The following is a 12,521-nucleotide window of genomic DNA, read 5'->3' as shown; positions in this document are numbered from 1 at the left end:
AACTAAAAGTCATGAAAAATAAAACAATCCCTTCATTCAGTATAATTGGCCTTGCCATCCGTACGAGCAACCAAGATGGACAGGCAGCTAAGGACATTCCGGAACTTTGGAGCCGCTTTTTTAAAGAAGATGTATTAAGCCGTATTCCCAATAAGATATCCAGCGAACTCTACTGTATCTATACCGAATATGAAAAGGATCACACCTTACCTTATACCACTTTCTTGGGCTGTAAAGTGAGCAATCTTGAAGAAGTGCCCGAAGACTTGGACGGTATTCATATTGCTGAAAATCATTACCAACACTTTACTGCAGAAGGAAGTTTAGAAGATGGCATCGTTTATGAAACTTGGCAAAAGATATGGAGTTCGGATTTACCAAGAACGTATGCCGCAGACTTCGAAATATATGGCGAAAAAGCCCAAAATCCACAAGATGCAAAGGTGGATATATATATAGGTATCCATTAGCGGTATACCGTAACAAAAAGTATGTCTTAAGGTATTTATCATTTATTTTAAACTAAATAACCCTTACCTTTGTGCCGATTTAAAGAAAAACATTATGCAAGGCAATACGACATACAGAAAAAAAGTTGTTCGATATAGCTATTTAAAATTAATTGGAAGTTCAGCTCTCGTTAGTATCATTTGTTGCTTATTGGCATACAGCCTCAAGCACAGCACAGGTTATGTACAGGAAGAATTGTTTGAAAGAGTATCTTCCTGGAATCCTAAACTGTTTATTATTCTACCCAGCATAGGTATTACAGCTATTTATTTCTTACGGAAATACGCTTTTCAAAACAGAAAAAATAAAGGGATCAAAGAAATCTATACAACATTGGAAACAAGAAAAGACCATTTGCCTTTTTTTAAGATTCCTTCACATTATATCAATGGTTTTCTAACTGTAATTTTCGGTGGTTCAACCGGTGTTGAAGTCTCCACAGTTGTTGCCACAGCTACAGTAGGCAACCAAGCGTATAAGAGATTACATCCGGCTTGGGCCTACAAAACCGAGTTGATCTGCGCAGGCGTAATTGCTGGAGTCACACTGTTGTTTGGAAGCGCATTGGGTGGTTTTCTTTTTGCTTTTGAGGTAATTGCACGGAGATATAATAAGACTTTACTCATTAGTGGACTAACTTCAATGGCTGTGGCGTCCGTATTTGTTTATTACCTTGACGCAAGTCCTTTATTTACATTTGAGGTAAAAGCATGGCGATGGCAGGCGATCCCTTTTGTCGCTATTTTAGGACTGATTGGAGGGATTTTAGCGTTATATTTTACTAAAATTGTTATTTATGCAAAGTCCTATTTTGCAGGCATAAAAAGTAATTTTATCCGTGTCAACTTGGGCGCAATTACCGTTGGGACGTTTATCTTTTTCTTGCCGGCACTTTATGGCGATAGCTATCATGGCCTTGGGGAGATTCTAAAAAGTAGCCTCCATGATTCCATAAATTTAGCTTACTTTCTTCCGCTGATCCTGCTTGTTCTCTTAAAACCTTTTGTAGCCTCTTTGACCTTAGGTGCAGGTGGTGATGGCGGTGTATTTGCACCCAGCATTGTAACAGGGGCATTATTAGGCGTTTTGTTTGCCCAACTTTGCAATCATTACCTAGGCACACAATTGGTGGTTATAAATTTTGCTCTTTTTGGTGCAGCGGCAATGCTTTCGGCAGCAATACATGCCCCTTTTACAGCAATCTTTATTATCGCAAGTCTTGTTCCGGGTGGCTATTTGCTTCTGGCACCGCTACTTATTAGCAGTTTTATTGCGAAAGCGCTAGCTAAAAAACTATATCCCTATAACGTATACACCTATAAGGAAGTAGCAACAGCCAAACCATTTTAATCTCACTTATTGATCAACAAAACATGATCAAATTATGATAAAAGAGCTCCTTAAATACATTTAAGGAGCTCTTTTCATAATTTAATCTTCCCTACTCCCATCATCAGCCATACGGACAATCTTTGGAAGGAACTTGGCCACAACATCAATGAGGTCCTTTTGCGATGCCATTACAGTATGGATATCTTTATAGGCCATTGGCGCTTCATCCATCCCTGCACCAATTAACGTAATTCCTTTATCTGTAAGAATCTCTTTAAGCTCATGAGAAGATAGGGTTTTAATCGCTTGTGTACGGCTCATCAATCGCCCTGCCCCATGAGATGCCGATTGAATAGCACTCAACTCGCCTTTTCCGCGCACCAAAAAACCTGGTGTAGCCATGGAGCCTGGAATAATCCCCATTACCCCTTTTGCAGCTGGCGTAGCCCCTTTTCGATGGACAATTACCTCCCGACCATTCCATGTTTCCTTCCATGCAAAATTGTGGTGGTTTTCAACTTTTGCAAGTAATTCTGCCCCTAAAGCCGACTTAATTTTTTCATGAATCACTTCATGGCAGGCTGACGCGTAATCACCGGCGAGATTCATAGCCAACCAATACTCTTGCCCTTCATGGCTGTCCAGGTCCAAATAGGCCAGATTTTCCGCTTGGTAAGGCAACTTACATAAGGATTTAGCCAACTTGGTATAATGTGCCGCAATGGTAGCGCCCATTCCTCTTGAACCTGAATGTGTCAGTAAGCCTAAATAGGCTCCGCTATCAATGTTCAAAACCTCATCTCTTTCTTCAAATTCGACGATACCAAACTCCACGAAGTGATTTCCACCACCTGAAGATCCCAATTGTGTCCAGGCTTTATCTTTCAATGAAGAAAGCAAACTGTTCTCCCTAAACAATTTGTTATCTAGCACCTCATGATCTACACGTTCATGTCTCAAATATCCATTACCAGCTCCAAACTTACTATTGCGCATAATAACTTCCTTCAAAGCCGTCAAATTATGTTCGAGAATTGACGCTGGTAGATCGAAGATTGACAAAGCCATACGACAGCCAATATCGACACCAACACCGTAAGGAATCACGGCATTATTGGTCGCTAGTACACCTCCGATTGGTAATCCATACCCTTGATGTGCATCCGGCATCAGCGCTCCGGCAACTGAAACAGGCAATTTCATAGCGATATTCATCTGTACCTTTGCCCCGGTTTCGATTTCAGATGCGCCATAGATCGTATATTCCGCCGGAGTCTCGTTCAATGCAATTAACGACTTATCAACAGCCTCTTGTCCAAGTATGGCATGGGCCAAAATTCCGAAAACAGCATCTTCTGAATACCCGGTCGGATCTTCCAGGACAGACTTGAACTTTTCGAGCATTTCTACCCGAGTAAAACCGTGTCTTTTACTGTTGATTTTCAATGCAACACCCAAAGTATGATTCTCTTTATATCCTAATGCAATTAAATCATTGCCATTTATTCTTTTATTTTCCATTTTTTTACTTTCTTTTTTGATGGAGCAGCCATACAACTTCTCCAAAGCAGGTAACAACATCTCTTTACGTTGCTACCTGCACCTCTTTCAACATTTTAATCTTTTATTTCACAAACAATTGCTTGAGCTGATCAACAATCTGTCCATTTCCGGAAACCGAAATCGTATTGATCTTTTCAGCAATCTTTTCGACATATTCCATTTCCTTCAATTTAAACAACATACTGTTTTCTTCCATCAGCTTCGCAGTATTCAACAAACTCCGTGTTGAAGCAGTCTCTTCACGACGCATAATGCTATTTGCCTGCGCCCTCTTCTCCGCAATCAACACCTGGTTCATGATGTCCCGCACATCTCCTGGTAAAATAACATCTTTAACGCCACAGGTCAACAGTGTTATACCCAAGCCCGCGACTTGTGGCAATGTGTTTTCTAAGACATAGCCCTGTATTTCAGTCTTTCGCTCCATCAACTCGTCTAAAGTCATCTGGCCAATATAGGACCGTAAGGTCAACTGCATCAACGAATACAATTGCTTTTCATATTCTTTATTATCCAATAGCGCTTTGACAATATCCACAATCTGATATTGCAGCGTGAAATTGATTCTGATCTGTGCCTTATCTTTGGACAAGATCTCCTGTCCTACCACTTCCAATGTCAAGACCCTCATATCAGCTTTTAAAATCGCTATGGTTTTTGCATTCTTCCACCAACAATACGTTCCCGACTTCAAAATATCCACAAACACACCGTCTACAAAAAGCAGCGCTTTCTCATTTGGTTCAATCTTATATTGACGTACATAATAGCCTAAGCTCTGCTTCTCCAGCAATTGACGATTAACAGATGCAGGGATCTCAATCTCCGTAATGTCTTCTAATTGAAATCTGCGTTCGCGCAATTCCTTCCAAAAAACATGCCTGCCAGACGCTAACGTCTTTTCAAAATTACCATTCAAAAAAACAAGACAGATCTCCGTATCACCTACTTCAACGATATCGACCAATTCGCGAAAACCTGTCAACTGCAACAGTACATCAACATTGCGACCGGAAGGAAATGGATGAGTAATCGTGTACTTCTCCAGTTTTTCACCAAATCCCAACCAGTAGTTACCGGATTTCAAAACACGGATCACCGCATTGTTCTTAACAACCAATCCGATTTCGTCTGTAGTTAGCTGTACTCTTTTCATTGTATATTCTTTTAAATTTTCTTCATTTCTATTATAAAACCTGCTATTTTTTATCCCTTGACCTCAAGCGGGATTCGAAAGTCCTGGTACCCTTTTTTAAAATCAAAAGTCGATGAACAAATACCCCATCTTATTGTCATGACGTTTTATTATAAACGCAGATACCTCACTTAGGAATCTCAGGCCATCAATCAATTGCTCAATCGCATGAAAACAGCCTATAAGCAGGATAAAAGATAGCAAGCTTCTACCAAATGACCTTTTTGAAGAAAGTCTTAACTTTGAATGTCCGAATGGACAGTTCGATGCAATACCCTTATGCTATTCCATCCGAAAATGGAAGTAGGATTCGAACCCACACGATTGTGTTGTTATTCTAACCTGACTGAACTATCCTGATTGCTCAGGAGTAGGAATCGAACCTACGACCCACAACTAACTGCTTTGCTCTACCCTTGAGCTACCTTTTTTACAGGAGAGGATTCGAACCTCTAACACGAGCACTTTCCTTTCAACTTCTCGTTTTATCAGTATATTGAAACTCATAGAGAACAATACTAACCTGCTATACTGAAACAGGTGACCAGGATGCAATCTGAAGAAGAAAGGCTCTTTTATACTTCATAATAAAGTATATATCTTAAAGCTTTTCGCTATAATTTCCATCAAAGAACGTTTGTCATTGTTGACATTACAAATATCATTGGTTTAATACGCAGGGAATTTGCGTAACAATAAAAAGAAATAAGAAAAACTCATATAAAATTATATAGCTCTGATATACAGGTAATAAAAATAAATAATTGTTGTAAAAAAAGATTAGAAGTCCTGAACTACGCAAATTCATTGCGTCTTAAATCGACATGGTAGACTTACGGCCCGCTGCATTATTTCAAAAAGAATGGAAAATTAGATTTTTTGATGAATATTCTGTTGAATATAGTGGTAATCCGTGATCATGTTATCCAATTTATATCCTAATTTTATTCCAATATTAAGACGATATCAAAAAATGAAAAGTTTATATGCAACAATAGGGCTGTTTTGCATGTTAGCAAGCTGTGCAAATTCAGCGCAAGACCATAAAAGCACTACTGCAAATCATCCTGCAAAGCAAATACCATTCAAAGACAGCACAAGGACAGCGGAGCAAGACACGGCAGTGGGTCAGAATCAGCAAGCAGAAGCTTGGTTGAAAGGAATTTTTCAATGTACAGGTTCCGCATCTGGAAAATATTGTTACTATCTGGATAAAGAGGACGCATTATGTACCAAGCGATTCCAAGACTTTTTAAAAGATGCGAATGAAATTTACGGCCCCTCCAACCTCACAGATGAAGAACTACCCAAAGCTGAGGCAGCTTATAAGGCCAAATGGGGAAAAATCTACCCCTTATATACGGAGGAAACCTGGTTATTTGGAAGAGGTAATGACGACGCATTGGATATCAAGGATGTCAAAGTCGACAAAGTAACTGAAAGCAAATTTATCGTATTTATTGATTACGGTAATGACATCCGAACCAAAAATGAAGTTCAATTGGTCAATGAGCAAGGTTCTTATAAAATAGATTACTGCAAGACGACTTTCCTACACTAAACGTTATCCCCCAGCATTGAAAATGCCAATTTTCTAGACGATAAATTGGCATTCTCAATTTATGATTATTTGCTACTTTCAATTAAGCTTGGGAACTATTGTTCCATTTGACCACATTTCCCTGATGGATAAGCCCATAGACGGTTGAGATGCGAGAAACTGCTTCTGCAGAACAACTCGCATCGACAAAAAGGAGGCTAGCATCATCTCCAACTTTCGGCCATACGGAATTCCCTTGATCATCAAGCGGAATTTTGCCATTGGTCGCATAACGAAGGCAACGGGATAACTCGAATTCAGTTTCATAACCATATAATTCCGCAGCTAGATTGGCTTTTTGAAGCATATTACCGCTACCGAAAGTACCCCAATGGTCCTGAACATTGTCGTTTCCTACAAAAACTTCCACTCCCGCTTTTTTCAGTTCCCGAAATGGCATCAACATATTGCGAAAAGGAACCGAACTGCAGATACCAACTTTCGCTTCTGCCATTCGTTCGGCCGTATGTGCTAAGTCCTTTTTCGGCATGTAGCCTAAGGCGAAAGCATGACTGATAAATGTACGTCCCTGCAATGCCGGATTTTCCAATGCTTTATCAATCAAATAATGTATGGTCTTAACACCTGATTCCCCACCCTCATGCAAGTGGATATCGATTCCTTTGTTATTATCCAATGCAAGTTGAACTGTCAAGTCCATCGGTTTCTCAATACTGCCGTCAATACTAAAGGGATCCAAACCACCAATAAAATCCACCTGCCCCCATTTTGCTACCTCCTCCATAAGTTTCGCCGATTCTGTATAATATAGGCCATGCTGGGGGAATGCAACCAGTTCTGCAGCAAATGAATATTTTAAATGTTCCAGCGCCTGTAACAAATGCTCCAATGACTTTGTTCCCGATGTTGGATCTACATTAAAATGCGTACGTGCAAAATTTGTTCCGTAGCCCTGTAAAAGCGCGATTAATTTTTCGGCCCGTTCGACAGAGGTTTTCAACAACTCGGGGATGATCACCTGTTCCTTGGCAATCATATCTTTTACAGTCCTATTTTTTGGAAATACCGCCTTCCAGGGCAGACCATATAAGGTTTTGTCCAAATGAATGTGCATGTCACGGAATGGCGGCAATGCCAATTTACCTTTCACATCAAAAGCTTTTCCATTCGCTACCGATTGCGCTGGCTCAATACTTTTTATTTTATTTGCTTCAATTTGAATGTCAAACAATGCTGTTTTTGTAGCAACAATTTCCTCATGCTCATAAAGAAAGCCTGTTTCTAGCAATACATTCTTCAACAAATATGTCTCTTGATTCTGATTGATCTCATTCATACCTATATCATTTTTACCAAAGCTAAGTGATTTGAGACAATGATCTTTGTACGAATTATCACAGCTTGTGTAGATATTATGGCTGCGCTTTAAACTGGCTTGGCGTCATATTCGTATGACTTTTAAAAAACTTGCTAAAGCTTGCATTATCGTAAAACCCTAAATCAAAGACAATAGCTTTGATCGTTTTATCCGAAATTTTAAGCAACCGCTTTGCTTCCAGTAACACACGTTCCTGAATCAAAAATGAAGCTGATTTCTGTAAAACCCGATTACTTAACACATTCAGATAATTTGCCGAAATATTTAGCTTTTCGGCATAAAAAGCGACTGATTTTTCACTTTTATACCATTCATCGATAAGCTGCACAAATTTTGCCATAATTGGATTAGCCTGATATTGTTCATAATCATCATAATTATCCTGAACGATCTTGCTGATCAGAAGCGTAATTACTTTGACCCGTGCGTAAATCAATTCCCATAGGATCTCACCATCCTGTAAATCATCTGCAATTGCCTTGAATTCTGTCAATAACGACTGAAAATTGGTCGTTGAAAGATCTATGACCAAATGCTTAAGATAATAAGAAATAGGAAATCGCAACGCAGGTAATAAACTTTCGAACCAATGTCTGCTGATCATGAGCTGCAGTGCATAGGTAGGATCAGCCATCTGCCACTGATGTACCTGTCCCGGAAAAACCAGATGTAGCTGATTTGAGCCTAGTACAAAACGGTCAAAATCTATTGTATGTGTACCTACAGACTCCTGGAATAATAAAAGGATAAAAAAATCGTGTTTGTGCGGTTCACTAATTTCTCTAGGGCCAATGAGTTCATGAAAAAGTAAATCGCGGTCAGCGATAATCCCTTCCTGAAATTTCTGCAGGTCTAATATTGGAAAATGGTCGTTGGGTTGATACATAAACAGTATTCCAAAGATAGTATCTAAATATTAAAACAAAAAACAAAAGCTAGTGAGAGCTGGTAACAATGCTAAAAATTACGACTAACTTATGACCAACTTCGTCCTGTAAGCACAGTGAGTCCACAGTAAGTCCACGTTGAGTCCACCTTTTCTAAGTGTATTTACTATGTCTACATCGTACAGACATACTACTTACAGTCCGAAGTTGATTACTCGTAGTCCATAATTTGTTCAAACGAAACTCTTATTGTTTGGACTCCCTGTATAAAAGAAAATTGTTACGATTATAACTATTGTTTAATATAAAAAAATGTTACTTTAACGCAGTTGCTAGGGTATCAAGCGATATTGAATGCCGACGCCCCATAACTAATTTAAAATTGAGAAATGCAAATCGAAATCGGTCGTATATTTTATGAAATAGTTCCCTGGAATAAAGATTATATCCAAATTTCGGGTAGTTCATCACCCTATCGTGTACATGCTCCGGCACATTGCGATGTTGCTTTCCTTAAAGAGTACATCAAGTTAAACCCTCCAGAAAGTAAATCGGAAGGTATATCCTATTCCTATCTAGAAGCCCCCTACTACCTATTTGGAAAACCTTATTTGGTCAAGATCTATCCTTCCACAACGCTAGCAACCGTTGAACTGACAGCTACAAGTATATGTGTATATCAAAAGAAGAGCACGAATACATTGAAATTACTGCACAAATGGAGTCAGGAATTACTCTACCATGAAATAATCAAGCAGATTGCTTATTGGGAAGAACAGTTGGATATATATGATGTAGCTACAGTAACCATCCATAAATTATCCAAAAACGATTTTAGAATCGTTGAAGGTGGATTTCATTTTTCAAATCGACTCATTAATTTCGAAAAAGAACACATCAATCTAATTATTCTAAAGGCTTTCTGTAAATTTGCTCATAAGACGCGAAAAGAAACAGAAGCAATTTTCAGTTTATATATTCCAAACTGGAGAGATCTTTATTAGTACAGCATAATAAGATGACAGAAATTAACATCAGAATCCAACTAAAAAAAGACGATTTAATCATACCATTCAGCAGTCAAGATCTTATACCATTCATCGACAAACATCAGCAAGAAATCAATGATTACGTTATCGAGCAATTGGAAGATAAAGATGGGGCACCGCATTTAAGTGACTTTAGCGTAAGTGGATTGACTTTTTATACAAATATTACCGAAGGTTCATTTAGACTTCATTTTAAAATTGATCGTCAATTTTGCTGCAGTGATCTCTCATCGTGTCAAATGGATTATATAGACTTTAAGTTTAATAAATCAAATGATAGTATCACACTAACTGGAAGTTATACTGTTTGGACAATTCAATAAAAGATATGCGAGTACCCGAACGTTATCAAGTTAATACAAGTTCATTTTCTTTTTATTGGTCGAAGGGTCTTGGTGTCGAATTGCTTCGCAAATTGCCAACGAAACTTTCCATGGCTGCTGCCGATCAATTTACTCCTTTACTCTATCAATTTGACAATAGCTGCGACCAACTTGTCGAGCAGCTACACCTAAAAATTGGTTTCCATCAAGGTCAACAACTGCTTAAAGATGCACTTGCAGGCAAGCCTATTGATGCAGCATACGAACATGTATTGCTGAATTTTTTAAATACATTAGATCTCAGCCCTTCTTGGTTAGATTGGAATAAAATAGAACAAGGCATTGGGCTCAGTCAACGTTCTGGTTTATCAGGACTTATTGTGTTACGGGATTATGTCCTCATGGGGGGCTATGAATCCAGCGCGATCAATAAACCTTTGATCTTTACGGGGGCACTAAAAAAAGGCGCTGTCAAACGGCTCACCGAAACGGTAACCTTTTGGGTTGATATCACAGGCGATGATGCACTGAAAAAGGGTAATATTGGCATAGAGGCCATTCTACTCACCCGATGTATCCATTCGTATGCGCGATTAAACATCCTAAAGCACGGTCAGTGGCAAACAGAAAAATGGGGTATTCCATTAAACACATGGGATATGCTTGCAACCAATCTTGGATTTTCTCTTGTTTACCTAACAGGACTAAAACGCATGAAATTCAATGTATTGAAAAACGAGGTTGAAGGTTTATTCCATGTCTGGAAATTTATCGGAACATTGCTGGGTATTCCAATGCAACTTCTCCCCGACACAGAGGAGCAAGCTATTGAAGCTTTGTATTATTGGACCATGACACAACAATCAGGAGATCAGGATAGTTTAGCTTTAGCAAAAGCGCTTATGGAAGAGCCCATTAAAGCAGCCTACCCCACAAACAAATGGGGACGAAAGCTCATGCGCGAAATTCATCTCTACTACAATCATTATCTATTGGGAGACTACTCGTGTTCACTATTGGGTTTAAAGAAGACGGTACTCGGTAAAATTGCTTATGTGAATATCTTAAAAAATAAAAAAGCAAATCGTATGGTTACCGACAGCTTATGGCGACAACAACAAATTGACAAAGGAAGAAAAGTACACGAAGGCGTGAAACAAATCTATCTGAAATACAATTAACCAACGTTGCGCTCGTAAGGCACCCGTGTCGCAATGGAGCGTCCCAGGGTCAGCTCATCGACATATTCCAGCTCACCACCAAAGGCTATACCGCGGGCAATCGTTGTAATTTTTACATCAAACTCACGCAATTTACGGTATAAATAAAAAATGGTGGTATCCCCTTCCATTGTTGCTGAAAGGGCCAAAATAACTTCTTCTACCTCACCTCTTTGGATTCGATTAATTAACCCTTCGATTTTTAGATCAGCAGGGCCAATACCATCCATAGGCGAAATTAATCCTCCCAAAACATGATATACACCTTGATAGGAATTTGTATTTTCGATGGCCATCACATCTCGCGTGTCTTCTACAACACAGATCAAACTTTTATCGCGTTTGAATGAGGCGCATATCTCACATATACTGTGGTCAGAAATATTGAAACATTCTTGGCAATATTGAATATCTTCTTTCAAGCGATCGATAGAGGCCGTAAAACGCGCTACATCTGCGTCGGATTGCTTCAACAGATGCAAAACCAGTCTTAATGCCGTCTTTTGTCCCACGCCAGGTAATTTTCCAAATTCGGCCACTGCGTTCTCGAGAAGTTTAGAAGAAAAATTCATAATGCAAATGTAAGAATAATCAGAAAAAGTAGCTAGTATTAAAAAAATAGCTATATTGTATTCCTTTTTGAAAAATTAGGTTTTAAAAATTAAATGTATAACGTTATATATGGACATTACAAAAGAAGATAAAATTATCCGCGCATTTGAAAACAAAACATGGCAGGAAATTAAAGTAAAAGACTCATGGCAGATTTTTAAAGTGATGTCAGAGTTTGTGGATGGGTTTGAGAAATTGGCAAAAATTGGCCCCTGTGTTTCAATATTTGGATCAGCACGTACCCCGCGCGAACACAAATATTATCAAATGGCAGTAGATATTGCTAGCTTATTGACGGAACGCGGTTATGGTATTATCTCCGGTGGTGGACCGGGTATTATGGAGGCAGCCAATAAGGGCGCCTACGAATCTGGAGGTAAGTCTGTTGGTCTAAACATTGAATTACCATTCGAGCAATTTCACAACAAATATATTGACCGCGACAAATTGCTTGAATTTAAGTACTTCTTCGTCAGAAAGGTCATGTTTATGAAGTATTCTCAAGGGTATATTGTTATGCCTGGAGGTTTCGGAACCATGGACGAACTTTTTGAAGCAATCACACTGATTCAAACCGGTAAAATTGCACGTTTTCCAATCGTATTGGTCGGCTCTGAATATTGGAAAGGATTAATGGACTGGGTTCAAAATACAATGATTTCAAACAAATATATCAGTGAAGAGGATTTAAAACTGTTTCGAATTGTGGATACAGCCGAGGAAGCAGCTGATCATATTTTCCGATTCTACGATAAATACTTGTTGAAACCAAACTTCTAAGAAGCACCACTTCAAAAAAGGAGTATCTGTTGATTCAGATACTCCTTTTTTTTGTCTATTCGAAGCTGCTATCCTTTGTAAAATACGCGTTTAGCTGCTTAAAGCCAGCTT

At 38.9% G+C, this 12,521-nt stretch carries 12 protein-coding genes and 1 tRNA gene; 7 read left to right on the top strand and 6 right to left on the bottom strand.

The window, feature by feature from the left end; translation table 11 throughout:
- Window positions 1-11 precede the first annotated feature (11 nt).
- Together M2419_RS08560 and M2419_RS08555 are read left to right on the top strand one after the other, a co-directional pair.
- Window positions 12-470, top strand: a complete 459-nt coding sequence (locus tag M2419_RS08560) for a GyrI-like domain-containing protein (protein WP_153847347.1) — start codon at window positions 12-14, stop codon at window positions 468-470.
- Between the two features lie 94 nt (window positions 471-564).
- Window positions 565-1,860 (top strand): chloride channel protein, encoded by a 1,296-nt coding sequence (locus M2419_RS08555; protein ID WP_153847348.1) that lies wholly within the window; start codon window positions 565-567, stop codon window positions 1,858-1,860.
- An 81-nt stretch (window positions 1,861-1,941) separates the two neighbouring features.
- On the opposite strand, the gene M2419_RS08550 is transcribed toward M2419_RS08555, so the two are convergent.
- The 3 genes from M2419_RS08550 to M2419_RS08540 all read right to left on the bottom strand — a co-directional run bounded on the left by M2419_RS08550 (window position 1,942) and on the right by M2419_RS08540 (window position 5,026).
- Window positions 1,942-3,363, bottom strand: coding sequence for an RtcB family protein (locus M2419_RS08550; RefSeq protein WP_159726655.1), 1,422 nt, complete (start codon window positions 3,361-3,363; stop codon window positions 1,942-1,944).
- A 103-nt stretch (window positions 3,364-3,466) separates the two neighbouring features.
- Window positions 3,467-4,561: a slipin family protein gene (locus tag M2419_RS08545; protein WP_182981630.1), complete on the bottom strand. Its 1,095-nt coding sequence runs from the start codon at window positions 4,559-4,561 to the stop codon at window positions 3,467-3,469.
- A gap of 403 nt (window positions 4,562-4,964) precedes the next feature.
- Window positions 4,965-5,026 (bottom strand) — tRNA-OTHER (locus M2419_RS08540).
- A gap of 547 nt (window positions 5,027-5,573) precedes the next feature.
- Between M2419_RS08540 and M2419_RS08535 the strand changes: the two genes are divergently transcribed.
- A complete protein-coding gene (locus M2419_RS08535; protein WP_227550276.1) occupies window positions 5,574-6,161 on the top strand; it encodes a hypothetical protein in 588 nt (195 codons plus the stop codon).
- 82 nt (window positions 6,162-6,243) lie between these two features.
- Here the strand turns inward: M2419_RS08535 and M2419_RS08530 are convergent, their stop codons facing one another.
- Both M2419_RS08530 and M2419_RS08525 read right to left on the bottom strand, forming a co-directional pair.
- Window positions 6,244-7,497, bottom strand: coding sequence for an amidohydrolase (locus tag M2419_RS08530; protein WP_182332011.1), 1,254 nt, complete (start codon window positions 7,495-7,497; stop codon window positions 6,244-6,246).
- Window positions 7,498-7,573: 76 nt separating this feature from the next.
- Entirely contained in the window at window positions 7,574-8,425 is an 852-nt protein-coding gene (locus M2419_RS08525) for an AraC family transcriptional regulator (RefSeq protein WP_159726649.1), read from the bottom strand.
- Between the two features lie 390 nt (window positions 8,426-8,815).
- Between M2419_RS08525 and M2419_RS08520 the strand changes: the two genes are divergently transcribed.
- The 3 genes from M2419_RS08520 to M2419_RS08510 are packed head-to-tail and all read left to right on the top strand — an operon-like array spanning window position 8,816 to window position 10,979.
- Window positions 8,816-9,430 carry a hypothetical protein gene (locus M2419_RS08520; RefSeq protein ID WP_153847353.1) on the top strand — a complete coding sequence of 205 codons (615 nt, stop codon included), beginning with the start codon at window positions 8,816-8,818 and terminating at the stop codon, window positions 9,428-9,430.
- A gap of 14 nt (window positions 9,431-9,444) precedes the next feature.
- Window positions 9,445-9,798: a hypothetical protein gene (locus M2419_RS08515; protein WP_153847354.1), complete on the top strand. Its 354-nt coding sequence runs from the start codon at window positions 9,445-9,447 to the stop codon at window positions 9,796-9,798.
- Window positions 9,799-9,803: 5 nt separating this feature from the next.
- Window positions 9,804-10,979 (top strand): oxygenase MpaB family protein, encoded by a 1,176-nt coding sequence (locus tag M2419_RS08510; RefSeq protein ID WP_153847355.1) that lies wholly within the window; start codon window positions 9,804-9,806, stop codon window positions 10,977-10,979.
- On the opposite strand, the gene recR is transcribed toward M2419_RS08510, so the two are convergent.
- Window positions 10,976-11,590, bottom strand: coding sequence for a recombination mediator RecR (recR, locus tag M2419_RS08505; protein WP_088161620.1), 615 nt, complete (start codon window positions 11,588-11,590; stop codon window positions 10,976-10,978). The two genes, M2419_RS08510 and recR, sit on opposite strands and share 4 nt — an antisense overlap.
- Before the next feature lie 115 nt (window positions 11,591-11,705).
- On the opposite strand from recR, the gene M2419_RS08500 reads away from it, so the two are divergent.
- Window positions 11,706-12,410, top strand: coding sequence for a TIGR00730 family Rossman fold protein (locus M2419_RS08500; protein ID WP_167512255.1), 705 nt, complete (start codon window positions 11,706-11,708; stop codon window positions 12,408-12,410).
- The last annotated feature ends 111 nt before the right edge of the window (window positions 12,411-12,521 follow it).

Source organism: Sphingobacterium sp. BIGb0116, from assembly GCF_024808035.1.
GTDB lineage: Bacteria > Bacteroidota > Bacteroidia > Sphingobacteriales > Sphingobacteriaceae > Sphingobacterium > Sphingobacterium paramultivorum.
The sequence above is the reverse complement of the archived record's forward strand: the minus strand, read 5'-3'. Positions and strand labels throughout refer to the sequence as shown.